This window comes from Achromobacter sp. ACM04 (assembly GCF_014851465.1).
GTDB classification, from domain to species: domain Bacteria; phylum Pseudomonadota; class Gammaproteobacteria; order Burkholderiales; family Burkholderiaceae_B; genus Achromobacter; species Achromobacter aegrifaciens.
This window is the reverse complement of record NZ_JACUZS010000003.1, coordinates 817,185-842,656: the sequence shown is the minus strand read 5'-3', so window position 1 is coordinate 842,656 and position 25,472 is coordinate 817,185. Positions and strand designations below refer to the sequence as shown.

19 protein-coding genes are annotated in these 25,472 nt (G+C 67.8%); 12 read left to right on the top strand and 7 right to left on the bottom strand.

Annotated elements, in window-relative coordinates; all coding sequences use genetic code 11:
• The first annotated feature begins 18 nt into the window (after positions 1–18).
• Positions 19–1,149 carry a CaiB/BaiF CoA-transferase family protein gene (locus IB259_RS20185; RefSeq protein ID WP_192329995.1) on the top strand — a complete coding sequence of 377 codons (1,131 nt, stop codon included), beginning with the start codon at positions 19–21 and terminating at the stop codon, positions 1,147–1,149.
• 62 nt (positions 1,150–1,211) lie between these two features.
• Positions 1,212–2,036, top strand: a complete 825-nt coding sequence (locus IB259_RS20180) for an enoyl-CoA hydratase/isomerase family protein (protein ID WP_054450846.1) — start codon at positions 1,212–1,214, stop codon at positions 2,034–2,036.
• Here IB259_RS20180 and IB259_RS20175 read toward each other — a convergent pair.
• The gene (locus IB259_RS20175; protein ID WP_192329993.1) at positions 2,033–2,929 is read right to left on the bottom strand and encodes a LysR family transcriptional regulator; all 897 of its coding nucleotides are present in this window, start codon (positions 2,927–2,929) and stop codon (positions 2,033–2,035) included. The two genes, IB259_RS20180 and IB259_RS20175, sit on opposite strands and share 4 nt — an antisense overlap.
• A gap of 116 nt (positions 2,930–3,045) precedes the next feature.
• On the opposite strand from IB259_RS20175, the gene IB259_RS20170 reads away from it, so the two are divergent.
• The 8 genes from IB259_RS20170 to IB259_RS20135 all read left to right on the top strand — a co-directional run bounded on the left by IB259_RS20170 (position 3,046) and on the right by IB259_RS20135 (position 14,882).
• A complete protein-coding gene (locus tag IB259_RS20170) occupies positions 3,046–4,659 on the top strand; it encodes an FAD-dependent monooxygenase (RefSeq protein WP_370528706.1) in 1,614 nt (537 codons plus the stop codon).
• An 87-nt stretch (positions 4,660–4,746) separates the two neighbouring features.
• Positions 4,747–6,072, top strand: coding sequence for an MFS transporter (locus tag IB259_RS20165; protein WP_192329990.1), 1,326 nt, complete (start codon positions 4,747–4,749; stop codon positions 6,070–6,072).
• Between the two features lie 30 nt (positions 6,073–6,102).
• Positions 6,103–6,807, top strand: a complete 705-nt coding sequence (locus IB259_RS20160) for an SDR family NAD(P)-dependent oxidoreductase (protein ID WP_054450840.1) — start codon at positions 6,103–6,105, stop codon at positions 6,805–6,807.
• 146 nt (positions 6,808–6,953) lie between these two features.
• Positions 6,954–8,108 (top strand): non-hydrolyzing UDP-N-acetylglucosamine 2-epimerase, encoded by a 1,155-nt coding sequence (gene wecB, locus IB259_RS20155; RefSeq protein WP_119450919.1) that lies wholly within the window; start codon positions 6,954–6,956, stop codon positions 8,106–8,108.
• Positions 8,109–8,139: 31 nt separating this feature from the next.
• The gene (locus IB259_RS20150; protein WP_192329988.1) at positions 8,140–10,353 is read left to right on the top strand and encodes a cellulose biosynthesis cyclic di-GMP-binding regulatory protein BcsB; all 2,214 of its coding nucleotides are present in this window, start codon (positions 8,140–8,142) and stop codon (positions 10,351–10,353) included.
• Positions 10,354–10,365: 12 nt separating this feature from the next.
• Positions 10,366–12,069 (top strand): glycosyl transferase family protein, encoded by a 1,704-nt coding sequence (locus tag IB259_RS20145; protein WP_054450835.1) that lies wholly within the window; start codon positions 10,366–10,368, stop codon positions 12,067–12,069.
• Positions 12,066–14,396 (top strand): hypothetical protein, encoded by a 2,331-nt coding sequence (locus IB259_RS20140; RefSeq protein WP_175213979.1) that lies wholly within the window; start codon positions 12,066–12,068, stop codon positions 14,394–14,396. Before IB259_RS20145 ends, IB259_RS20140 begins: the two co-directional genes overlap by 4 nt.
• A gap of 135 nt (positions 14,397–14,531) precedes the next feature.
• The gene (locus tag IB259_RS20135) at positions 14,532–14,882 is read left to right on the top strand and encodes a hypothetical protein (protein WP_225596900.1); all 351 of its coding nucleotides are present in this window, start codon (positions 14,532–14,534) and stop codon (positions 14,880–14,882) included.
• A 30-nt stretch (positions 14,883–14,912) separates the two neighbouring features.
• Here the strand turns inward: IB259_RS20135 and IB259_RS20130 are convergent, their stop codons facing one another.
• The 4 genes from IB259_RS20130 to IB259_RS20115 all read right to left on the bottom strand — a co-directional run bounded on the left by IB259_RS20130 (position 14,913) and on the right by IB259_RS20115 (position 18,517).
• The gene (locus tag IB259_RS20130; RefSeq protein ID WP_192329986.1) at positions 14,913–15,893 is read right to left on the bottom strand and encodes a DUF4434 domain-containing protein; all 981 of its coding nucleotides are present in this window, start codon (positions 15,891–15,893) and stop codon (positions 14,913–14,915) included.
• Positions 15,894–15,913: 20 nt separating this feature from the next.
• Positions 15,914–16,360 carry a YidB family protein gene (locus IB259_RS20125; protein WP_225589308.1) on the bottom strand — a complete coding sequence of 149 codons (447 nt, stop codon included), beginning with the start codon at positions 16,358–16,360 and terminating at the stop codon, positions 15,914–15,916.
• A gap of 81 nt (positions 16,361–16,441) precedes the next feature.
• A complete protein-coding gene (locus IB259_RS20120) occupies positions 16,442–17,686 on the bottom strand; it encodes a lytic murein transglycosylase (protein ID WP_192329984.1) in 1,245 nt (414 codons plus the stop codon).
• Between the two features lie 9 nt (positions 17,687–17,695).
• Complete coding sequence (locus IB259_RS20115; RefSeq protein WP_054450827.1) at positions 17,696–18,517, bottom strand: ferritin-like domain-containing protein; 822 nt, start codon at positions 18,515–18,517, stop codon at positions 17,696–17,698.
• A 99-nt stretch (positions 18,518–18,616) separates the two neighbouring features.
• Here IB259_RS20115 and IB259_RS20110 point away from each other — a divergent pair, with 99 nt between their 5' ends.
• The gene (locus IB259_RS20110) at positions 18,617–19,753 is read left to right on the top strand and encodes a GNAT family N-acetyltransferase (protein ID WP_192329982.1); all 1,137 of its coding nucleotides are present in this window, start codon (positions 18,617–18,619) and stop codon (positions 19,751–19,753) included.
• A gap of 3 nt (positions 19,754–19,756) precedes the next feature.
• Here IB259_RS20110 and IB259_RS20105 read toward each other — a convergent pair whose 3' ends face one another.
• Both IB259_RS20105 and IB259_RS20100 read right to left on the bottom strand, forming a co-directional pair.
• Positions 19,757–20,227 (bottom strand): DUF1854 domain-containing protein, encoded by a 471-nt coding sequence (locus tag IB259_RS20105; RefSeq protein WP_054450822.1) that lies wholly within the window; start codon positions 20,225–20,227, stop codon positions 19,757–19,759.
• 21 nt (positions 20,228–20,248) lie between these two features.
• On the bottom strand, positions 20,249–22,534 hold the full coding sequence (locus IB259_RS20100) for an ABC transporter ATP-binding protein (RefSeq protein WP_054450820.1): 2,286 nt from the start codon (positions 22,532–22,534) through the stop codon (positions 20,249–20,251).
• A gap of 262 nt (positions 22,535–22,796) precedes the next feature.
• Here IB259_RS20100 and cphA point away from each other — a divergent pair, with 262 nt between their 5' ends.
• A complete protein-coding gene (cphA, locus tag IB259_RS20095) occupies positions 22,797–25,412 on the top strand; it encodes a cyanophycin synthetase (RefSeq protein WP_054450818.1) in 2,616 nt (871 codons plus the stop codon).
• Positions 25,413–25,472: the final 60 nt, after the last annotated feature.

Genomic DNA, 25,472 nt, shown 5'->3' with positions numbered 1-25,472 from the left:
CATGGAGTGACGATAGACATGGCTGGTCCCCTGAACGGATTGACGGTGGTGGAAATGGCCGGCATCGGGCCCGGCCCGTTCTGCGCCATGATGTTGGCGGACATGGGCGCGGACGTGATCCGCATCGACCGGCTTGCGCCCGGCTTCCTGGGCGGCGGCGGCACCATCATCGACCGGGGCCGGCGCACGATCGCGCTGGATCTCAAGAAGCCCGGCGCGACCGACATCGTGCTGCGGCTGCTGGACCGGGCGGACGCCTTGCTGGAAGGCTTCCGCCCGGGCGTGATGGAAAGGCTGGGCCTGGGGCCGGACGAATGCCTGGCGCGCAATCCGCGGCTGGTGTACGGACGCATGACGGGCTGGGGCCAGGACGGACCGCTGGCGCAGGCGGCCGGCCATGACCTGAACTACATCGCCATCACCGGCGCGCTGCACGCCATGGGACATGCCGACCGGCCGCCGACGCCGCCGCTGCATCTGGTCGGCGACATGGCCGGCGGCGCCATGATGCTGGCCTTCGGCGTGCTTTGCGGCCTGCTCGAGGCCGGCCGCACGGGCCGGGGCCAGGTGGTGGACGCAGCCATCTGCGACGGCGCGTCCCTGCTGGCGAGCGCCTACCACGGCAAGCTGCAAGACGGAGGCTGGATCAACCAGCGCCAGTCCAACATGCTGGACGGCGGCGCCCATTTCTACGGCTGCTATGCCTGCGCGGACGGCAAGTACGTTTCCATCGGCGCGATCGAACCGCAGTTCTACCGCCTGCTGCTGGAGCGTTGCGGCATCGACGACCCGGACTTCCAGCAGCAATGGGAACGCGCGCAATGGCCGCAGCTGCGCGCCAAGCTGGCCGGCATCATCGCGGGCCGCACCCGCGAGCAATGGTGCGCGCTGCTCGAAGGCACGGATGCCTGCTTCGCGCCGGTGCTGGACTTCGAGGAAGCGCCGCGGCACCCCCACCATGTGGCGCGCAACAGTTTCATCGAAACCGGCGGCATCGTGCACCCCGCCCCCGCGCCGCGGCTTTCGCGCACGCCCGGGCAGGCTCGCGCAGTGCCCGCGCCCGGTGCGCACACAGAAGAATTGCTGGCGGAACTGGGCCTGGCGCCAGCCGAGATCCAGGCCCTGCGCGAACGCGGCGCCATCGCCTGAGCGCCCGCGGCAGCTTGCGGCCGGATCCGCATGGCGCGGCCCGGCCATCATGGAAGGCAGACATGGAGACCGATCCGATGCAAGTCATCTCTAGCGAGTTCAAGACCCTGCTCTATGCCGTGGAAGGCGGCGTCGCCACCATCACGCTGAACCGCCCCGCCCAGCGCAACGCGCTGGACATGGTCATGCGCGAAGAGCTGGCCCATCTGGTGGGCGAGATCCGGCGCGACCGCGGCGTGCGCGTCGTGATCCTGGCCGGCGCGGGCGGCGCCTTCTGCTCGGGCGGCGACATCTCCACCATGGGCTCCGGCGGCTCCGCCGAAGAGGCGCGCGAACGCATGGCCAGCCTGCTCCTGACGATAGAAGGCCTGATCACGCTGGACCGGCCGGTGATCGCAGCGGTCGACGGCCCGGCCTATGGCGCCGGGCTGGGCCTGGCCCTGACCGCCGACCTGATCCTGGCCTCGCCGCGGGCGCGCTTCTGCCTGTCCTTCCTGCGGCTGGGGGCCATCCCCGATTGCGCCACCATGTACACGCTGCCGCGCATGGTGGGCCTGCAACGCGCCAAGGAACTGGCCTTCTCCACCCGCGAATTCGAGGCGCAGGAAGCCCGCGACATGGGCATCGTGTTCGAGATCCAGCCGCAGGAGGCGATCCACGAGCGCGCGCGGCAGATCGCGCTGTCCATGGCAGAACTGCCCATGGCGGCGCTGGCGATCACCAAGCGCGGCTTCAACGCTTCGCTCAACAGCGACCTGAACGCGATGCTGGACCTGGAAGCCGCGGGCCAGGGCGTGGCCCGCTCCACCGACTACCACCGCGAGGCGGCCGGCCGCTTTCTCGACAAGGTGGCGCAACGCTTCCAGTGGCCGGCGGCCGGCCTCTAGCCCGAGGTCCGCGCGCTTGCCCGCCGCGCCAGCGTGCAGTAGTACTCGGCCGCCGGCGTCAGCGGCAGGCCGGCGCGCTGCACGATACATACCGGCGGCGCGGGCAGCGGTTCCTTGACGCGGATTTCCTGGAACACGCCTTGCAGCAGCGGATACTGCAGCCATTGCACCGGCAGCATCATCAGCAGGTCGGAATTGGTCAGGGCCGTGATGAAGGTCAGCGCGGACTGGGCCTTCAAGGCCAGGTGCGGCGGTGGCAGGCCATGCTTCTCGAACAGCGGACCCAGCTCTTCTTCGGCCTTGTGCGTGATGGAGGTGGTGATCCATTGCGCCCCGGCCAGGTCGCGCAGGGAATGGGCGCGCGCCAGCGGATGGCCCTTGCGGCCGATGATCACGCGCGTGTTGTCGAAGAGCTTTTCCACCTGTAGTTCGCCAGGCGTGCGCGCGGGCACCGGCCCGATGTAGAAGTCCACGGTGCCATCCAGCAGGGACGCCTCCACCAGCGGGTAGACCCCGTCGATGATCTCCAGATGAGTATCCGGGTAGCGCGCCCGGAACTCGCGCAACACTTCGGCGAACAGTCCCAGATGCGGCGCGGTCGACATGCACAGCGTGACGCGTCCGCGGGACGCGCCGTTCAACTGGCCGATCTCGTCGCGCGCACGCTGCAGCTCATGGCGGATGGCGTTGGCCCGCCTGAGGAACACGGCGCCCATGGGGGTCAGGCGCACGCCCTTGGCATGCCGTTCGAACAGCACGCACCCCAGCTCTTTCTCGAGTTCGCGGATGCTGCGCGAGATGGCCGGCTGAGGCGCGTCCAGATGGCGGGCCGCGGCCCTGACGCCGCCGCGTTCGGCCACGGCCAGGAAATCCCGCAGGGTGTTGAGCTTCATGGAAGTGAATCAAATTTGATATCGGTAAGCCAATTCTGCCATCTTTCAGCATCATGGACATAGGCCTAGGATGCTTCCAAAGCCTGCAGATGAGCAGGCAACCGAGGAGACCGAAGGTGGAGAAGCGAGCCTCGCCCCGCGTGCTGATCGTGGGCGCCGGACCGGCCGGACTGAGTCTGGCGATCGAACTGGGGCACAGAAAGATTCCGTGCCTGCTCATCGAGCGCAACGACCGCGTGGGATACGCGCCGCGCGCCAAGACGACCAATGTGCGCACGCGCGAACACCTGCGCCGCTGGGGCATCGCCGACCGATTGCGCGCGGCGTCGCCGCTGGGCGCGTACTACCCCTCCAACGTCGTGTTCTGCACCCGCCTGGCCGGCTTCGAACTCGGGCGGCACGAGAACGCCATGTACTGCGCCCCCGGCCGCAATCCGCTGTACTCGGAACACGCGCAGTGGATACCCCAGTACACCGTGGAAGAGGTCTTGCGTTCGCATGCCTCCTCGCTACCCGACGTGGAGATACGGTTCCGCTCCGAGCTGCTGGACCTGACGCAGGATGCCGGCGGAGTGCACGCGCGCTTGCGCGATCTGGCGCAAGGCCGGGACATCGAACTGGAAGTGGATTACCTGGTGGGCGCCGACGGCGCCCGCAGCCTGGTGCGGGACCTGATCGGCACGCGCATGGAAGGCAGCTACGGGCTGTCCCGCAACTACAACATCGTGTTCCGCGCCCCCGGACTGGCCCAGGCCCATCGGCACGGCCCCGCCATCATGTACTGGCAGATCAACGGCGACGCGCCCAGCCTGATCGGTCCGATGGACAGCGGCGACACCTGGTTCTTCATGCCCACTCACGTGGACCCGCAGCAACGCGCCAGCGACATCGACGCGCGCGCCATGATCGCCCGCGCCACCGGCATCGACCTGCCATACGAGGTGCTCAGCAGCGACGAGTGGACCGCCAGCAAGCTGCTGGGCGACCGCTACCGCCAAGGGCGCGTCTTCCTGGTGGGCGATGCCTGCCATCTGCATCCGCCCTTCGGCGGCTATGGCATGAACATGGGGGTGGCCGACAGCGTGGACCTGGGCTGGAAGCTGGCCGCGGCGCTGCAAGGCTGGGGCGGCCCCGCCCTCATCGACAGCTATGAACGGGAACGCCGGCCCGTGCACCAATGGGTGCTCGACGAAGCCGAACACAACCATTCGATCCTCGGCAATCATTTGCTGGCGGACCATCTTGAAGACGCTGGCGCCGCAGGCGAGCGGGCGCGCCAGGAAGCCGGCGCGCGCATCCGCGCGGCGAAGATGCGCGAGTTCTCCACCCTGGGCGTGGTGCTGGGCTACCAGTACGCGGACTCTCCCGTCATCGTGCCCGACGGCAGCCCCGAGCCGGCCCGGGACTTCATCAACTACACGCCCTCGTCCCGTCCCGGCGCCCTGGCGCCGCATGCCTGGCTGCATGACGGCAGCTCGCTGTACGACCATTTCGGCCCGGGTTTTACCCTGCTGGCCTTGCCCACGGCGGCCGCCCGCGACGTCGATGCCGCCGTATCCGCAGCGCAGGCTGCGGGCGTGCCCTTGACGCTGATCCGTCCGGACGAAGGCGGCGTGGCCAACCTCTACCCCGCCCCGCTCACCCTGATCCGGCCCGACCAGCACGTCGCCTGGCGCGGCGCCGCGTGGCCGGATACCGACCTGTACGCCCGGGTGACAGGGCGCAACTGAAACCACAGCCGGCGCAGTGCTGCCCCGCGCCGCCGCCATCCCAGCCTAGAGAGATCCGCCACCAAGGCGGACGACAGGAGACCTACCATGATCCGCAATGAAGATCTGGCGCATGCCGAACAGGCTGTCGCCGGCTTTCGCAATCGCGTCCTGCCCTTGCTGTTCGCAGGATATCTGCTCAACTTCCTGGACCGCACCAACATCAGCTATGCGCAGCTGCAGATGGGCGCGGACCTGGGCATCTCCCTGGCGGCCTACGGGTTCGGCGCGGGCCTCTTCTTCATCGGCTATGCCAGCGTATGCGTGCCCGCCAACCTGGCGCTGCAACGCTTCGGCGTCAGGCGCTGGCTGGCCTGCATGTTCCTGGCCTGGGGCCTGGTCTCCTGCCTGATGGCCGCGCTGCACGGTGAAAAATCGTTCTACGCGCTGCGCTTCCTGCTGGGCGTGACGGAAGGCGGTTTCATTCCCGCCGTCAACTTCTACATCGCATCCTGGATTCCGCCGCGCTACCGCAGCCGCATCAATTCGATCTTCATCATGGCGCTGCCGCTGGCCATGATCTTCGGCGGGCCACTGGCGGGCGCGCTGCTGAAGATCGACGCCGGCATGCCGGGCTGGCGCTGGCTGTTCCTCATCGAAGGCCTGCCCACCATGCTGCTGGGCTTGCTGATCCTGCGCTACCTGCCCGGCACGCCGCAGGAGGCCCGCTGGCTCAGCGACGGCCAGCGCCAGGGCTTGCGCGCCGTCATGGAACACGAGGCTCCGGCCCGCACGGCCTTCCCCTCCGCTTCCTGGACGCACGGATTCGCCGTCTTCCGCCAGCCCATGCTGTGGGGCCTGCTGTTGATCTTGCTGGCCGCGTATGCCGCGACCTTTGCCCTGGCGTACTTTCTTCCGACCATACTCAAGCAGCTGTACGGCATCACGCCGCTGGAAATCGGCGCGCTGCTGATGATTCCCAACGTCGTGGCGCTGGTGTTCAGCTACGTGGTCGGACGCAGCAGCGAACGCACCGGCGACATCCGCTGGCACCTGGCGGTCGTCTGCCTGGCGGGCGCGGGCGGCTTCCTGATGCTGCACGGCGCGGCGATGGTGTCCCTGGCGGCATTCCTGGCCGTGGTGTCCATCATCACCGGCTACACCATCGCGTACTACGGTCCGCTCAATGCCGCGGTGCAGAACTACATCGGCGCGAGCGCCGGCCCCCTGGCGCTGGTTACGACCATCGGCTCGCTGGGTGGCTTCTTCGGCCCGACCCTGACCGGCGCGGTCATGCAGGCCAGCGGCGGCGAATGGGAACTCGCGGCCCAGGTGTTCGCCCTGGCGACGCTGGCGAGCGCGGGCCTGGCGATCCTGTGCGTGCGCAACCGGCGCGCGGCGCCGGCCGCGCAAGCAGCGGCCTCCGGCACCTGAAATCGACACAACCTACATAGCGAGTCAGACATGAGCACGAACACTCAAGCAAGGACCGCCGTCATCACCGGCGGCGCAAGCGGGATCGGCCAGGAATGCGCGCGGCAGCTGCGCGCCGAAGGCTGGCAGGTCGTGGTGTGGGACCGGAGCGCCGCGGATGACGCCGTGGCCGTCGACGTTTCGGACTACGCCAGCGTAGCCCGCGCGGCGGCACAGCTGGACGGCGTAGACCTGCTGATCAACGCCGCCGGCATCGCCGGCAGCCGTGCCCCGGTCGCGGAGAAGGACCCCGCGGAATGGGCCCAGGTCCTGGCGGTGAACCTCAACGGCACCTTCCATTGCGCGCATGCCCTGTATCCGGCGCTGCGCGCCCGCGGCGGCGTCATCGTCAACATCGCGTCGGTGGCCGGCATGGTCATGATGAAGGGCCGCGCCCACTACGCCGTATCGAAGGCCGGCGTGGCAACGCTGACGCGGTCGCTGGCCAATGAATGGGCCGAGGACGGCATCCGGGTCATCGCGGTGGCGCCGGGCTACGTCAAGACGCCCTTGATCCAGCATTCCATCGACGCGGGCGAACTGGACGAAGCGCGGCTTGCGGCCATGCATCCGATGAACCGCCTGGCGACTACCCAGGAAATCGCGGCGTCGATCATCGCGTTGACCAGGCCGCCGTTCCTGTTCATGACGGGTTCGGTCGTCACCATCGACGGCGGCATGACGCTGGGTAAATAGTTCGGGGTATCGCGCGAAAGCAACAGTTTGTCCCCAAATTTTCCGGCAATCCCCTTTTATTGAAATAAACCGTCACATATTACGATTACTTTCAATCCATAATCTACGCAAGAAAATGCCACCGGCGTAGGGGGCCCGCTCTTGCGATGAAAGTCCTTTCCATATTCGGGACCCGTCCCGAAGCGATCAAGATGGCGCCCCTGGTGTCCGCGCTGCAAGGCGAACCCCGGATCCAGAGCGTCGTCTGCGTGACGGGCCAGCATCGCGAGATGCTGGATCAGGTGATGGCCCTGTTCGACCTGCGGGCGCAGCACGACCTGGACATCATGGTGCCCAACCAGACGCTCAACGGCCTGTACGCGCGGCTGATCAGCCGGGTGGACAGCGTGCTGGAGGCGGAGCAGCCCGATTGCGTGCTGGTCCACGGCGACACCAGCACCGCATCGGCCTGCGCGCTGGCGTCTTTCCACCGCCGCGCGCGCATCGGCCACGTCGAAGCCGGCCTGCGCACCGGCGATCTGGCCAAGCCCTTCCCCGAGGAAATGAACCGCCGCGTGGTTGACGCGGTGGGCGACTGGCTGTTCGCGCCGACTGCGCAATCGCGCGCCAACCTGTTGCGCGAAAACCTCTCGGGCCGCATCACGGTCACAGGCAATACCGTGATCGACGCGCTGGCCATGACCTGCGCCAAGCTCGCGCCCGAAGGTGCGCTGGCGCAGCAATTGGCGGCACGCTACGGCTGGCTGGATCCGCAGCGCCGCCTGCTGCTGGTGACCGGACACCGGCGCGAGAGCTTCGGCGAGGGCTTCCGGAACATCTGCGCCGCCCTGGCCGAACTGGCGCGGCGCGAAGACCTGCAGATCGTCTACCCCGTGCACCTGAATCCGCAGGTGCGCAACGTGGTGATGGCTCAACTGGACGGCCTGTCGCGCGTGCATCTGATCGCCCCGCTGGATTACCTGGACTTCGTCTGGTTCATGCAGCGCGCCTACCTGATCCTGACCGACTCGGGCGGGGTGCAGGAAGAAGCGCCCTACCTCGGCAAGCCGGTATTGGTGATGCGCGACGTCACCGAACGCCCGGAAGCCGTGCAGGCCGGCACCGTGACGCTGGTCGGCACCGATACGCAGCGCATCCTGGCCGAAGTGAACCGCTTGCTCGACAACCCGGAACTGCACGCTTCGTTCTCGCGCCGCATCAATCCCTATGGCGACGGCCTCGCCAGCCAGCGCATCGTCGATGCGCTTTGCGGCCGCGCCGTATCCGAGTTTGCGCCTCAAGCACCGGCCGCGGCCCGTTAGCCGCCCCATGCCCCTCACCACCGGAGCCCTCATGCCCCATGCCCCGCATTCCCCCGCCGCCCGCACCCTCTGCCGCGCGCTGATCGCCGCCGGGTTGCTGCTCCCCTTGGGAGCGATGGCCAGTCCCGCGGGCGACGCCTTGCGGCGCTTGCTGGGCGACGACTGGGTCACGCGCGACACCAGCCTGGAAGACCTGGGCATCCGCGAACCGGTGGTGCTGAGCAACAGCGATGCGCGCCAGGAGTTCTACCTGCCGGTACCCCGCGGCGTGGCGATAGCCGACGCCACGCTCGATTTCGACGCGCGCTACATCAAGGGCGAACCGGGCCGCGCCAGCATGGTGTTATGGGTGGACGGCGTGCCGCAGACGGCGCAGCGCATCGCCGACGGCGAGGGGTCGGCCACGCGCAAGCTGAACGTGGAGCAACGCGTGCGCGACACCGGCTTCGTGCGCCTGGCGGTGGACTGGCAATCGGAGATCGCGCAGCGCCAGTGCGAAAGCAACCGCGCCACCGCCAACGCCTTGATGGTGTCGCCGCGCACGCGCCTGAGCTACCGCTACGACGCCTCGGCCATCGGCAGCCTGGACGAAGCCTGGAGCACCCTGCCCGGCAAGCCCGTGCTGATGGTGGCGGGCGCCAAGCTCGACCAGCAGGCTTTCGACAGCGCCTGGCGCATGGGCGTGGCGATGGAGCGCAGCGGCAAGCGGGTCGCAGTCCGCGCCTTCCCGGCGGTGGGCGACGAGATCGACACCCGCGGCCTGCAGGCCCCGAACGGACTGGGGCAAGTGCAGGCGTTCGCAGCCCTGGCGGGCAAGGACAAGCACAAGCTGGCCAACGCCGCGGAGATCGGCGCGCTGCTGGTCATGGGCGCGCCCGCCGTCAGCGGCGACGTGGTGATCGCCGACGCCGCGCTGCGCGCCCGCTACAACGAGGCGCTGGACGCCTTGCAGGCGCAATTGGCGCAGGACGGCGACGCCGCCGAGGCCTTCCAGGTCTGGCGCCAGCGGCGCATGCCCCTGGCCGGCCAGGACCTGCCCTCCAAGGAGATCCGCCTGGCGCCGCTGGGTCGGCAGGCGGTCATCGCCGTGGCCGCCGACGCCGGCGCGCAAGGCGCGGGCGCCTTCGACACGGCTTGGCGCCGCATCCTGGTCACGCGCCAGGCGCAGGTCAAGACGGCGGAGCCGCCGCAGGCTTCGGGCGAAGATGGCATGCGCCTGACCGCGTTGGGCGGATCGTCCGCCAGCTTCGACGTGGTCGCGCGCGGCGACTGGAACGCCACGTTCGCGCTGGCCGCGGTGTCGGCGGACGGCAGCATGCCGGACGAACTGGTCATGGACCTGGCCGCCGCGCCGGGCGCGTCCGCCACCCGGCCGGTCGCCTCGGTGTTCTGGAATGGCATCCTGCTGGCCGCCAAGCAGATGGACGCCGACGGCCATCCCGAACGCCTGACGGCGCGCGTGCCCGGCTACGCCCTGGGCCTTACCAACGCGGTGCGCGTCACGTTCCAGCGCCAGCCGGTATCGGTGGATTGCAACGAAATCCCGCAAGGCTACCCCGTCAACGTGCTGCCCACCAGCTATGTGAAGCCGGGCCGCGCGCAGCCGGACGGCACCTTCGTGGGGCTGCTGCCGCTGTTGGCCGGCAGCCCCCAGTTGCTGATCCCCGACGGCTATCTGGCCGACGCGCCGGCCAGCCTGCAACGCGTCATCGGCATCGCCACGGCCAGCGGCCTGTCCGCCACGCGCGCGGCGCTGTCGCTCACGCCGGCGGGCCAGGCGGCCAAGCCCGGCGGCCCCTTCGTGGCGATGGAAGTCGCGGTGGACGGCGCCAAGCCCATGGTCAAGGTCACGGACCGCAAGCAGCTGACGGTGGACGGCAAGAGCGCGCCCTGGCTCGACGTTTCCGGCCTGGACAACCTGAGCACGGCCGAAGTGGTGCGCGCCGGCGGCCAGGACGGCCTGCTGTGGCACACGCTGGGCCAGCGCCCGGTCATGCCGCAGGCGCCCTTCGTGCTGAACCGCGGCAACATCGCCATCATCGGCGCGGCAGGGCCGCTGGCCTGGATCGACAGCGCCAATCCCGCGGCGGGCCAGCCGCCTGGGGCGGGCGCAAGCGCCTTCTTCGAATGGCGCAACTACCTGTCGTGGAGCGTCCCGGCGCTGAGCGTGGGCCTGCTGGTCCTGCTCCTGATCCTGATTGCCGCATTGCGCGTCACCCGCAGGAAGAACAAGGACAGCAAGTAACCCGGAGGCGCCATGTCCTCGCTTTACTGGCCCTACCTCATCGCCGACTACTACCGCGGCCTGGAGATCGTGACGGCGGTAGTCGGCGTCATCATCCTGCTGTCCAGCCTGGACGACCTGTTCATCGACGGCTGGTTCTGGCTGCGCGAACTGCGCCGCGGGCTGACGGTCAAGCGCCAGTATGCGCCGCTGACCGCCGAGCAGTTGCGCGCCAAGCGGGAACAGCCGCTGGCGATCATGGTGCCGGCCTGGCTGGAGTACGACGTGATCGCGCCCATGCTGGAGAACATGGTGTCGACGCTGGAATACAAGAACTACATGATCTTCGCGGGCACGTACCAGAACGACGAGCGCACCATCAAGGAAGTGGAACGCATGCGGCGGCGCTACCGCCAACTGATACGGGTGGAAGTGCCGCACGACGGGCCGACCTGCAAGGCCGACTGCCTGAACTGGATCGTGCAGGCCATCTTCGCGCAGAACGCCATGCAGCCCGAGCCCTTCGCCGGCGTGATCCTGCACGACAGCGAAGACGTGCTGCACCCGCTGGAACTCAAGTACTACAACTATCTGCTGCCGCGCATCGATTTCATCCAGTTGCCAGTCACGTCGCTGGAACGGGAGTGGCACGAGCTGGTCGCCGGCACCTACATGGACGAGTTCGCCGAATGGCACACCAAGGACCTGGTGGTGCGGGAAAGCCTGTCCAAGATGGTGCCGTCCGCCGGCGTCGGCACCTGCTTCTCGCGCCACGCGCTGGAGGTGCTGGCGGCAGAGACCAACAACCAGCCCTTCAATACCGACACGCTGACCGAGGACTACGACATCGGCGCGCGCCTGGCCCAGCGCGGCATGCGCCAGATCTTCGGCAAATTCGAGGTCGAGTACGTGACGCGCCGCCGCTCATGGTTCGGCCTGGGGCGGGAGAAGATCTCCGCCATCAGGATGCCGCTGGGCGTGCGCGAATACTTCCCCAACACCTTCCGCACCGCCTACCGGCAAAAGGCGCGCTGGACGCTGGGCATCGGCCTGCAAGGCTGGCAGCAGGTGGGGTGGACCGGCTCGCTGGCCACCAAGTATCTGCTGTTCCGCGACCGCAAGGGACTGTTCACGTCGTTCATCGCGATACTGGCCTATCTGCTGCTGGCCAACTTCTTTCTCTTCTATCTGGCCGACCGCTTTGGCTGGTGGAAGGTTTATTACCCTTCCTACTTCCGCCCCGGCGGCTGGCTGGTGACGCTGATGTGGCTGAACGCGGGGGCCCTGCTGCTGCGCGTGGTGCAGCGCGCGTATTTCGTCGGCCGCATGTACGGCTGGGAGCATGCGCTGCTGTCCATGCCGCGCATGATCGTCGGCAACTTCATCAACGCCATGGCGGCGGCGCGGGCCTGGCGCCTGTTCATCGGCCACCTGATCACCGGCAAGCGGCTGGCCTGGGACAAGACCATGCATGACTTCCCATCCACCGACCAGTTGGCGCAGCAACGCCAGCGCCTGGGCGACCTGCTGCTGTCCTGGCAAGCCATCGATCATCAGATGCTGGAGCAGGCGCTGGAGATCCAGGCGCGCGAGAAGCGGCCGCTGGGCGAAATCCTGATGGAGCGGGGCTGGCTCGACGAAAAGACGCTGCACGAAGCGCTGTCATTCCAGCAAGGCGCCCCGACGCAAACCGAACACCCCGCGGACCCGCTATCGCACAGGCCCACTCCTCCATGACCGTCCTTTCCCGTACGCTGGCTTTCAGCGCCCTGCTGTGCGTGGCCGCAGTCCCTGTAGCGGCCGCGCAACCTGCCGCCGCAGCCGAACGTCCGCTGGAAGGCGACGCCTACCAACTGGCCGACCAGGCCTACAAGCAGTACGACGCCGGCCATTACGAAACCGCCCAGATCATGGCGGAGAACGCCATCCGCCTGCGGCCCGACGTGGCTCGCCTGCGCCTGTTGCTGGTCTATGCCTTGGAAAAGCAAGGCAAACGGCAGGAGGCCGCCCGTGCGGCCGACGCGGCGATCGCCGACGGCCTGGGCACCCCGGAACTGCGGCAGGCCAAGGCCAACCTGCAGCGCCCGCCTGCCGTGGCCGCCACGCCCACACAGCCCGCGGCGCAAACGCCTGCGCAAGCTTCCGGGCAGACGCCCGTGCAGACGCCCGCCCCTGTCCGCAAGCCCGCGCCGCAAACCCCGTACCAGCGCGCCTATCCCGTGGCGGCGCGCGCCTATGCGGACTATGGACGCCAGGATTACGCCGCGGCCGCCGCAGGCGCCGAACGCGCCTTCCGCGCCGTGCCCAGGCAAGGCGAATGGGCCTTGCTGTGGGTGGAATCGCTGGGCGCGCAACAGCGCTACGAAGCCGCCAGCCAGGCCGTCGACACGGCGCTGGCGCTGGGCGCGCCCAACAAGGCGGCGCTGCAGGCGAGGCAGCAGGCCTATCAGAAGCAGATCGCCGCAAGCCAGGCGCCCGCGGCGCCGGCTCCGGGTAGCGAGGCCGCCACGGGCGCCTATGCCGCCTACGACAAGGGCGCCTACCAGGAAGCCATCACGCTGGCCCGCCAGGCCGTGGCGCAAGCGCCGGACAATGAGAGCTATGCCCAGCTGCTGACGACCGCGCTGGCCGCGGGCAACAAGGCGCAAGCCGCCGAGGCGGAAGCCCGGCTGAGCGACGCCATCGCCCGCCAGCCGGACTCGGCCCAGCTGCTTGCGCAGCGCGGCTATGCGCGCCAGCGCCTGGGCCAGCCCGCGGGCGCGGCGTCCGACTTCGCGGCCGCGCGCGCCACCGGCCAGGCGCCGCCGCGCCTGATCCTGGACCAGGCCTATGCGCAGTCGGCAATGGGCGACAACCGCGCCGCCACCGACTCGCTCAAGCAAGCCATCGACATGGACGATGCCGGCCAGTTGGGCCTCACGCCGCTGGAGCGCTACAACACGCGCAGCGGCGTCGCCGCCCTGTCGCGCGAATGGGGCGGCTCGTTCTCCGCATCCTATCGCGGCGCACGGCCGGCCAGCTCCAGCCTGGGCGGGGCCGCCATCAACACCCCTGGCGACGTGATCTTCAGCACTGCGGAAATCTTCTGGCGTCCGCCGCAACTGAACAACCGCTGGGGCATGCTCGAGGCGTACGCGCGCAGCTCCAACACGCTGTACGACAGCGGCAGCACCTACGAGTCGCGCAGGAATGTCGACCCTTGCACCGGGGAAAGCACCCCGGACGAACGCTCTAACGAAGAACGCTTCCGCAACAACAGCACCTCATCCGGCATCCCCAGCACCATCGGCGCGCTGGGCCTGCGTTATCTGCTGGCCGATACCGGCATAACTTTCGGCATCGAACGCCGCTTCTTTCTGGGATCCGCCACCCGCCAGGGCTATGCCTACCCCGAATCCAGCGCGGTGCAGTGCGCGGCGCAGCAAGCCTTCCACAACGCCTATCCCAATCTGCAGGACCAGAGCGCCGTGGCGCGCTACAAACTCAACGGCAATGCCGGGGGCTGGATGTCCTACGTCACCTACGGCTATTACCAAGGCCGCGAATTGCGCGTGGACGTACCCAGCTGGCTGACGATCGAAGGCTATGCGCAGGCCGGCTACGCCTGGGACGACAACAGCGCCCGCTATACCGCCTATTCGGTGGACTCCAAGGGCCAGCGTCAGCAGGATCTGGGCAGTTCCTCGGGCCGCCTCAAGCGCGACCAGGCCTTCCTGTCCGGCGAACTGCGCGTGGGCCGCAGCTTCCGCGCCACCAGCATCAGCGACAAGCTGGTGCTGTTTCCGTACGCGGTGGTCGGCGCGGACTGGCTGTGGCAGAAGAGCGTGGCCAAGCTGGACGACCTGCCCGGCTACGGCAGCCAGTCGGTGGTCCTGTCCGACCACGGCACTTCTTGGTCGCTGGGCGTGGGGCCGGGCTTCAACGTGCGCTACTGGTTCCGCGAAGACCACTACAACGCGCCGCGCTCTTACCTGGACTTCGGCGTCCAGTACCGTACCAGCCTGGGCGGGGGCGAGAGCGACCGCGCCAAGGGTTGGTTCATGAACATGACGCTGTCGTACTGAGCCGCTGATACACACGATTACATCGGTTCATAAGCCTATAACAATGAATCGGGCATAGTGCTCCGCGCCACGCAGGCTGAGCGATCGCCAGGCGTGCAAACCTCATCCCTCACCGCGTTGGAGATTGAATTGCCGATGTTCAAACAAGCCCGTATCGCCCTGGCCGCCGCCGCCCTGACCCTGGCCAGCGGCGCCGCCCTTGCCCAGCAGACCATGCAGGGCCAGATGCCCAACCTGGCGGCCGTGAGTGGCCAGATGCATGCCGCCGCCGAGTACTGCGGCGCCTACACGGCAGCGCAGCTCGAGCAGATGAAGCAACAACAGAAGACTGCGACCAGCGCCCAGGGCATGTCGGCGGCGGACTTCGACGCCGCTTTTTCGAAGTCCTACAGCCAAGCCAAGGTGCAACTGGGCACGTTGAGCGCGGCCGACAAGGAAAAGACCTGCGCGCAGCTCAAGGCCATGGCCGCGGCGCACCCGCGCTAACCATTCCGCGTCAGACCGCTGATCGGCCGCCTAGAGCGGCCATTCCCGCTTCAGGCGCTCGGCCTCGGGCGTAGGCCCGATCAGCCAGGGATCAGCCGCAAAGGCGACCACGCGTTGCGCGCGGTAGCGCCGCGCGATGCGCAACTGCCGGCGCACGCGCGCCGCGTCGGCGGAGCGGGCATTGAAGGTGGTGCCGTCCTGGCGTTCGGACGGCAGTTCCTCGAATAGTTCGACGATCAGGTCGAACGGCGCACGACGCGCCAGCAGCATGCGATGCAAGGGCTCCAACGCCTCATACGCCGCCATGCCGGACACGCCCACTCCGTCCTGGAGCATGGGCCTCAGCCTGACCACATCCAACAATCCGTTCCACAGGTCGGCCAGGCTCAGCGCTCCCGGCAATTTGCTGTGATACGTGGAGATGGCGGGCACGCGTCCCGTCTGTTGCGCGAGCGGATCGGACAGCTCGCGCAGCCATTGCGCCAGCCGCGCCTGGCGGCCGGGCGCGGCCCAGCTGTGCTGCTCGATCTCGTAAGGGATGTACCAGCCGCGGAAAGCGGCAAGCCCGGTTGCGTTCGACGCTTGCGCATAAGCCAGCGCCTGCGCCTGTGCGGCCTGCAGGAATGCGGCCAGCGCGGCGTCATCCGGATTGCCCAACTGTCGCCACCAGCGCTCGTCGTAGGGCAGGCCCAACTGCAGCCCCATGCCCAGGCGCTCGACCTCGTCGAAGATCAGCGCCAGCGTGGACGCGGGCAGTTGCCAGGGCTGCGCCCCGCCGCTGGCGCCCACCCACTGAATGATGATCTCGCGGAATCCCAACGCGTGCATGGCGGCGATGCGTTCGCGCCACGCCTGCGGGCTCAATTCCAGGTGGCTGGGCCAAAGCTGCCAGAAGGTGCTTTGCACCGACCAGGCCGGCGCGCAGGCGGGCAGGCTGGCGGCCAGCGCCGCCACGCCCAAGCCCTGCAACAGGCGTCGCCGGCCGGTGGAAGCAGGCGCAGACGCCTGCATGGGCTGCCTGGCGATAGGATTTACCCGGCGCGGTTGCCGAAGATGCCCGACAGGGACGCCAGCAGGTCGGCAGGGTTGAATTGCTGTTCGCCCTGGACCTCGCCGTTGGGCGTGGCCTTGTCCACCAGCTGCGGCAGCAGCGAGGACAGCGAACCCAGCACGGAGTCCGTGTCCTGACCGGTCTTGGCGGCCAGTTCGTTGACGACGCCGGGATCCAGCACGGAACCGAGCTGATCGGCGCTGACCGGCATGTTCTGGCCGGTGCCCACCCATGACGCCACGATCTCGCTCAAGCCGCCCTTCTGGAAGCTGGCGATCAGGCCGGTCAGGCCGCCCGGGTACTTGTTCAGTTGCTCGATCAACGCGGGCAGCAGCGAAGCCGAGCCCCCTTGCTGACCGCCGCCGGCCATCGAGGCCAAGGTATCCAATAGGCTCATCATCGTGCTCCTGAAAAAACGGAGATCCAGTATAGGCCCATGCCTGCCGCCCCGCCTGTCATCCGATGGATGACACCCGGCATCTTTACAAAGCTTGTCGATTGCATCCCGTCAGTCGACGGCCTTTCCCTCTTGCAAGGCCTGCAGCGACTTCAGGCCGGCGCGGCCGTCCGGCCGCAGGCCCAGTTCGCGCTGCACCGTCTGCAGGGCCTGCCGGGTGCGGGCGCCGATCATGCCATCGGGTTCGCCGATCTCATAGCCGCGAGCAATCAACAGCCGTTGCAATTCCCGCCGCTGCGCCCGCGACAGGCCTGGATCGTCGGTTGGCCAGGCTTGCACCAGCGGGCCGCCGCCGCGCAGCCTGTCGGACAGGTGGGCGATGGCCAGCGCGTAGCTTTCGGCTGCGTTGTAGGAATACAGGGCGTCGAAATTGCGCGTGACCAGGAAGGCAGGACCTTTGCTGCCCGCCGGCAGCAGCAGCCCCGCCGGCGTGTCGCCCGCGGGCAGCGGCTGGCCGGCGGCGCGCGTCACGCCGCGCCCCGCCCAGTACGACATCGCGCGCTTGTTCTTGCGGCCCGCGCCTGAAGTGTCCAGACCCGCCGGCAGGCGGACTTCATAGCCCCATTGCAGCGCGCTGTTCCAACCCGCGCGCTTGAGGAAATTGGCTGTCGATGCCAGCGCGTCCGGCACGCTGTCGACCAGGTCGCGGCGGCCGTCGCCGTCGAAGTCCACCGCCAGCCGCAAGTACGTCGAGGGCATGAACTGGGTCTGGCCGAAAGCGCCCGCCCAGGAGCCCGTCAGGCGTTCGGGCGCGATGTGCTCGTCCTGGATGATCTTCAGCGTGGCAAAGAATTCGCCGCGGAAATATGCCTGGCGCCGGCCGAAGCAGGACAGCGTGGACAGCGACGTCAGCAGGGGCCGGCCGCCCAGTGTGCGGCCGTAGTTGCTTTCCACGCCCCACACCGCGGCGATGGTGGCTGCGTCCACACCGTAGCGCGACGCGGCGCGGTCCAGGTCAGACTGCCAGCGCGCCATGCCGGCCCGGCCGTCGGCCACGCGCTCATCGTCGACCAGGGCCGCCATGTAGTCCCAGATAGGCGTCTTGAATTCCGGCTGGGCGTCCAGCAGATCCAGCACTGTCATGTCCGGTGCAAGCCCGGCGGTCTGGGTGTCGAACGTGGCGCCGGACACGCCGGCCTTGAGCGCCGCGCCGCGCAATTGCGCGAGGCAGGCCGCGAACGCGTCGGCGGCCGACGCCGCGGGCGCCAGCGAAATGAGGGCGCCGCCGGCCAGGGCGCAGGCCAGCGCGCGCAGCGGGCGGGCCCGCAGCGTCTTGAAGAAGTCGTGGTTGTTCATGTCGTCCAGTCAGCCGGCCTGCAGCGCGGCAAGCTCGGCGTCGTCGAAGCCGGCGGCGCGGCGCGCCTCCAGGTTGAAGGGACCGCGCAGCCGGGGCGCGTCATAGCGTTGCGCCAGTTCGGCATAACAGGACACGGGATCCTTGCCCGCCTGCGCGCACAGCTGCTTGTACCAATGATTACCGATGGCCACGTGGCCGATCTCGTCGGCCAGGATGATGTCGACGATGGCAGCGCTTTCCGCATCGCCCGCTCCCGCCAGCTTGGCACGGATCGCGGGGGAAGCATCCAGGCCGCGCGCCTCCAGCGTGCGCGGCACCAGCGCCAGGCGGGCCAGCAGATCGTCTTGCGTGCGCTGCGCCATGTCCCACAGCCCGTTGTGGGCGGGGAAGTCGCCATAGGCGTAGCCCATGGCGGCCAGACGCTGCCTGAGCAGATCGAAGTGATAGGCCTCTTCGCGCGCCACGCGCAGCCAGTCGCGGTAGAAGGCTGCCGGCATGCCAGCAAAGCGCCACATGATATCCAGAGCCAGGTTGATGGCATTGAATTCGATGTGCGCCAGCGCGTGCAGCAGCGCCGCGCGCCCTTCCTCGGTGGCCATGGAACGCTGCTTGACCTGGGCGGGGACCACCAGCTCAGGCCGCGCCGGGCGGCCCGGCAGTTCCGCCGTGGGCGTGTAGGCCTGCTCGCAGTCCAGCACCGTCTCATCCGACATGGCGCGCACTGCCGCCAGCTTGTCCTGCCAGGCCGTGGCGGCCAGGGCCGCCAGCGCCTGCCCACGCAGGCAATCCTGGCGATGCCCGGCCGCGTCGGGCGTCGTGTTGCTATCCATATGCTTCTCTGTGCCGGGCGGCCTCGCGCCCGCCCGAAATCCCTTGAAAGCGCCGTGGCCGCAGGCCTCGCGCATACACGGAGACTTTATCATTCACCCATGGATTCCCTGCGCCTGACCATAGAGACCGACCTGTCCCGCATCGACGCCCAGCAATGGGACGCGCTGGCGGGCGACCAGCCCTTTCTGCGCCATGCATTCCTGCGCGCGCTGCACGAGACCGGCTGCGCCGCGCCCCAGACCGGATGGGCGCCACATTACCTGGCGCTGTGGCGCGACGATGCGCTGGCGGCTGCTGCGCCGCTCTACCTGAAATCCCATTCGCGCGGCGAATATGTATTCGACTACGCCTGGGCCGACGCCTTCCAGCGCCACGGGCTGCGCTACTACCCCAAGCTGCTGTCGGCCATTCCCTTCACGCCGGTCACCGGCCCCAGGTTGCTGGCCGGCAACGATGAGGATCGCGCCACGCTGGTGCGCGGGCTGGTCGCCTTCGCCGAAGAGATCAAGGTGTCTTCGCTGCACCTGCTGTTCCCCGCCGAGGCCGACATGCGCGCGCTGCGCGAGGCCGGCTTCATGATCCGCGAAAGCGTGCAGTTCCACTGGACCAATCCGGGCTACGCGGACTTCGACGCCTTTCTGGCCACGATGAGCCACGACAAGCGCAAGAAGATCCGCCAGGACCGCAAGAAGGTCGCGGCCGCCGGGCTGTCGTACCGCTGGCTGCGCGGGGCCGAGATCGGCGCGGTCGAGCTGGACTTCTTCTACGAATGCTATTGCCGCACCTACTTCAGCCATGGCAATCCACCCTACCTGAGCCACGAATTCTTCCGCCGCGCGTATCGCGAACAGGCCGGTGCCTTCGTGCTGATCCTGGCAGAGCGCGACGGCCAGCCGGTGGCGGCCGCGCTCAACCTGGCGGGCGGCGACGCGCTGTATGGGCGCTACTGGGGCGCGACCGAATACGTGCCGGGGCTGCACTTCGAGACCTGCTACATGCAGTCCATCGCCTATTGCATTGCCCACGGCATCGCGCGCTTCGAGGGCGGCGCGCAAGGCGAACACAAGATGGCGCGCGGGCTGCTGCCCACGCCCACCTGGTCGGCGCACTGGGTCGCGCACCCCGGTTTCGCGGACGCGATCCAGAACTTCCTGGACGAGGAAACCGCCGCGGTGGCGAACTATCTGGGAGAGCTGGAAACGCACTCCCCGTTCAAGCGGCCGCGGGAAGGCTGAGGGTTAGAGGAAGCGGTCCAGCAGCTTGCGGCTGTGCTTGTCCAGCGACTGGATGTCGCGCACCAGATAGAAGATGCCGTGGCTGTCGGCGATCAACAGGGTCTGCGGACTCAGGCGGCGGATGTCCTCTTCGCCGCGCAGCGTGAACGAGGTGGGGCCGCGGTCGGTATCGACCTGCCAGGTGCTGGGGGTGGCGAAAGTGGAGACGCTGGCCAGCTTGCGGATCTCGGGCATGAATTCCCGGCTTGCCAGTTCTTCCTCGATCAACTCGCGCTGCGGAGCCGGCACATCGGACAGGTGCTCGATCCAGAGCAATTCGCGCCCGTCCACTGTCACGAGCGACAGGCCGCGGCCCGGTTCGCTGATGGGAAAGGCGCGCACGGGCAGCACGCCCTCGTGGTTCTGGCCATCGGCGGACTGGAACTCCAGGCGCCCGAAGGCATTGCGGCGCAGCTGAAAAGACGGCAAGGTCATGACGATAATTCCGGTTCCGCGTCAGGCCACGGCGGCCATGTCTTCGCTGCCCGACGCCTGCGCGTCGGCCTCGGCCTGGCGCGCCTGCGCCTGGTACAGGCGGTAGTAGGCGCCCTCGCGGGCCATCAGTTCTTCGTGCGGGCCCTGCTCCACGATCTGGCCGCGGTCCAGCACCACCAGGCGGTCCGCCTTGCGCAGCGTGCTCAGACGGTGGGCGATGGCGATCGTGGTGCGGCCACGCACCAGGTTGTCCAGCGCCTTCTGGATTTCCTTTTCGGTGGTGGTGTCCACCGACGAGGTGGCTTCGTCCAGAATCAGGATGCGCGGATCGATCAGCAGCGCGCGGGCGATCGAGATGCGCTGGCGTTCGCCGCCGGACAAGGCCTGGCCACGTTCGCCGACCAGCGAGTCGTAGCCGTGCGGCAGCCGCAGGATGAATTCATGCGCATGCGCGGCGCGCGCCGCAGCCACGATTTCGTCACGGGTGGCGTCCGGCTTGCCGTAGGCAATGTTCTCGGCGATGGTGCCGAAGAACAGGAACGGCTCCTGCAGCACCAACCCGATGTTGCGGCGGTAGTCCGCCACGCGCACCGAACGGATATCGGCGCCGTCCACCAGCACCGCCCCTTCGGATACGTCGTAGAAGCGGCAGATCAGGTTGATCAGCGTGCTCTTGCCCGAGCCGCTGTGGCCCACCAGGCCGATCATCTCGCCCGGCGCGATGTTCAGGTTCAAGCCGCGGATGACCTGGCGGTTGCCGTAGCGGAAGCCCACGTCGCGCAACTCGATGCGGCCGTTGATGTGCGGCAGCTTGGCGGGATTCTGCGGTTCCGGCACGCTGGAGACATGGTCCAGGATGTCGAAGATGCGCTTGGCGCCAGCGGCCGCTTTCTGCGTGACCGAGACGATGCGGCTCATCGAATCCAGACGCATGTAGAAGCGCCCGATATAGGCCAGGAAGGCGGCCAGCACGCCAACGGTGATCTGCTTCTGCGACACCTGCCAGATGCCGAAGATCCACACCACCAGCAGGCCCACTTCGGTCAGCAGCGTGACAGTGGGCGAGAACAGCGACCAGGTGGTGTTCACGCGGTCGTTGACTTCCAGGTTGCGGTTGTTGGCTTCACGAAAGCGCGCGACTTCGCGCTTTTCCTGCGCGAAAGCCTTGACCACGCGGATGCCCGGAATGGTATCGGCCAGGACGTTCGTGATCTCCGACCAGATGCGATCGACCTTTTCGAAGCCATGGCGCAGGCGGTCGCGCACCGCGTGGATCATCCAGATAATGAACGGCAGCGGCACCAGCGTGACCAGCGCCAGCCACGGGTTGATGGACACCAGGATGACCGCGGTCATGCAGATCATCAGGATGTCGTTGGCGAAGTCCAGCAAGTGCAGCGACAGGAACACGCAGATGCGGTCGGTTTCGCTGCCGATGCGGGAAATCAGATCCCCGGTGCGCTTGCCGCCGAAATACTCCAGCGACAACTGCTGCAGGTGCTCATAGGTGGTGGTGCGCAGGTCCGCGCCGATGCGCTCGCTGACCCAGGCCAGGATATAGGTCCGGGCCCAGCCCAGCCCCCAGGCCAGGAAAGCCGAGGCCAGCAGCCCGCCCAGATAGAGGCGGACCTTGTCGTAATCGATGGGCGCGCCGTTCTGGAACGGAATCAGCACGTCGTCCATCAGCGGCATGGTCAGGTACGGCGGCACCAGGGTGGCGGCGGTGCCCAGCAGGGTCAGCACGAAACCCGCCAGCAGCGGCCCGCGGTAAGGGCGGGCGAAACGCCACAGTCGCAGCAGCGCCCAAGTGGTGGATGGCGCTGCCTGTTCCTGGTTGCAGGTCGGGCATTCTTCCTCGCCCGCCGGGATGACGTTATTACAGACGGTGCAGGTACGCTCCGCCAGATCCTCGTCCTGATGGCCGGACAAACGGATGGCCTGCTGTGTTTCGAACTGCGCCAGCAGCCGCAACGCGGCCGGATTGCGCGCCAGCGTGAAACGCCACGCGCCCAGGCGGGAGCCGTCGTCGTGCAATTCCAGCAGCGCGGCGCCAGCGTGGTCGGTGAGGCTCAGTTTTAATTGGGGGCCATATGCCCAGGATTCCCAGCGCGGTTCGTCGGGATGGCGCGCCAACAGCCGGCGGTCGGTGGCGGCGATAAGCCCCGGACGGAACTTCAGGCGCTGATCCAGGTCTATTTCAACCCAGGCCAACAAGGTTTCGCCGTCCGCCAGTTCGGCGCTGATTTCATCGCGCCAGCGGGCAGGAAAGGCTTCGGCAAGGCCGGAAAGCAGGTTTGGTTTTTTCATTGGTACGCATGCCGGGCCAGGACTCTGCCCTACTAGGCGGCAACCGGTTCGCAACCAGGACTGGCGGCAAACGTGTCCCTTCCTTACAACATAACGATTTCACGCCTTGAAGGCGTCGTATAGTAGCAGCCGATTTTTCTAATTAGGAATATCTGGGATCCCCCACTCGTTGGCATTATTCTAAAGGCGCAACCCCAATAAATTCGCGGTCTTGCATAGGGGCGTCCGCGCGTGCCAACCTGCTTCTCTCGTAAATTAAAACATGAAAAAGAAAGACATTGAATTTCTCGATGTCGTGGCTTTGCGCGGCCCGAACATTTGGACGTACCGTCCGGTACTCGAAGCGTGGGTGGATATCGGTGAACTGGAGGATTATCCCTCCAACACCATTCCCGGCTTTTACGAACGCCTGACGGAATGGCTGCCGACGCTGATCGAGCACCGCTGCAGTCCGGGAGTCCGGGGCGGTTTCCTGTCGCGCCTGAAAGAAGGCACCTGGCCCGGCCACATACTTGAACATGTCACCCTGGAACTGCAGAACCTGGCCGGCTTGCGCGGCGGTTTCGGCAAGGCCCGGGAAACCTCCACCCGCGGCGTCTACAAGGTCGTCGTGCGCGCCTGGCAGGAACAGGTCACCCGCACCGCCCTGAACGAAGCCCGCGACCTGGTCATGGCCGGCATCGAAGACCGCCCCTTCGACGTGCCCGCCGCCATCGCCAAGCTGCGCAGCCTGATCGACAAGCACTGTCTCGGCCCCAGCACCGCCTGCATCGTGGATGCCGCCGACGACCGCGACATTCCCTACATCCGCCTGTTCGAGGGCAACCTCGTGCAGTTCGGCTACGGCTCGGCCCAGCGCCGCATCTGGACTGCCGAGACCGACCGCACCAGCGCCATCGCCGAAGGCATTTCGCGCGACAAGGACCTGACCAAGGAACTGCTGTCGACCTGCGGCGTGCCCGTGCCCGAAGGCCGCCTCGTACGCAGCGAGGACGACGCCTGGGAAGCTGCCGAGGACATCGGCCTGCCGGTGGTCGTGAAGCCCTATGACGGCAACCACGGCCGCGGCGTGTTCACCAATCTGACGACGCGCGAGGAAGTGGTGTCGGCCTACCGCGTGGCCGTGGACGAAGGCAGCGGCGTCATCGTCGAACGCTTCGTGCTGGGCAACGAACACCGCCTGCTGGTCGTGGGGGACCGCATGGTGGCCGCCGCCGCCGGCGAACCGGCCTGGGTGACGGGCGACGGCAAGTCCACCATCACCGAACTCATCGACAGCCAGATCAATACCGACCCGCGCCGCGGCCGCACCGAGAACCACCCGCTGAACCCGGTGCGCCTCGATTCCGCCGCGCGGCTGGAAATCGCCCGCCAGGGCCTGTCGGAAGACAGCGTTCCGCCCGAAGGCCAGCGCGTGCTGGTGCAACGCAGCGGCAACGTCGCCTTCGACGTCACCGACCGTGTGCATCCCAGCATCGCCGCCACCGTGACTCTGGCCGCGCGCATCGTCGGCCTGGACATCGCCGGTGTGGACCTGGTGGCCGAGGACATCTCGCGCCCGCTGGAAGAACAGCGCGGCGCCATCGTCGAAGTCAACGCCGGCCCCGGCCTGCTGATGCATCTGAAGCCTGCCGACGGCACGCCCCGTCCGGTCGGCCGCGCCATCGTCGACCACCTGTTCCCTGAAGGCGATGCGGGCCGCATCCCCATCGTCGGCGTTACCGGCACCAACGGCAAAACCGTGGTGGCGCGCCTGGTGGCCCGCCTGCTGAGCCTGTCCGGCAAGCGCACCGGCCTGGCCTGCAGTGAAGGCCTGTACCTGGACCGCCGCCTGGTGCAAAAGGGCGACCGCGCCGATTTCGCTTCCGGTACGCGCCTGCTGATGAACCGCAACGTGGATGCCGCCGTCATCGAGAACGACAGCGGCGTGATCCTGGGCCAAGGCCTGGCCTACGACCGCTGCCAGGTTGGCGTGGTCACCAACATCGACGACGCCGACCACCTGGGCGACTTCGACATCAATGAAACGGAGCGCATGTTCAACGTGTTCCGCACGCAGGTGGACGTGGTGCTGCCCGGCGGCTCCACCGTGCTGAACGCGCGCGATCCGCGCGTGGTGGAAATGGCCGAGCTCTCCGACGGCGCCGTGATCTTCTTCGGCATCGATCCCGCCCTGCCCGCCATCGTCGCTCACCTGCAACAAGACGGCCGCGCCGTGTTCGTGCGCGACGGCGGCATCGTGCTGGCGCATGGCACCCGCGAGGAGCGCCTGGCCACGGTGGCCTCGATCCCGCTGACCCATGGCGGCCGCGTGGCCTTCCAGGTCGAGAACGTGCTGGCCGCGGTGGGCGCGGCCTGGGCGCTGGACATACCCGTGGAGCTGATCCGCGCCGGCATCGAGACCTTCGACATCGACCAGGCCGACGCTCCCTGGCAGTTCACGCTGTTCGAACGCAACGGCAGCACCGTGGTGGTCGACGACGTGCACAACGCCTCGGCGTTGCGCCCCCTGATCGCCGCCATCGACCAGTTCCCGTCGACCACGCGCGCCGCCGTCTACTCGGCCGGCGCCGACCGCCGCGACGCGGACCTGATCGAACAGGGCAAGCTGCTGGGCGACGCCTTCGACCGCGTGGTGCTCTACGACGACCTGACCGTGCGCAGCAAGCGTCCCGAAGGCGAGGCGCGCGCGCTGTTGCGCCAGGGCCTGGCGCAAGGCTCCCGCGTCAAGGACATCCAGGACGAACCCGACCACGGCAAGGCCATCCAGAGCCAGCTCGACGCCATCGCCGCAGGCGACTTCGTCCTGCTGCAGTCCGACGAAGCCTTCTCCGGTCCCACCATCGACCTGGTCCGCCGCTGGATTCAGCAATACTGACAATATCTGCGCGCGCCCTCGCACTAGCGCGGGCGCGCGTGAGCTAGACAGGAATACCTG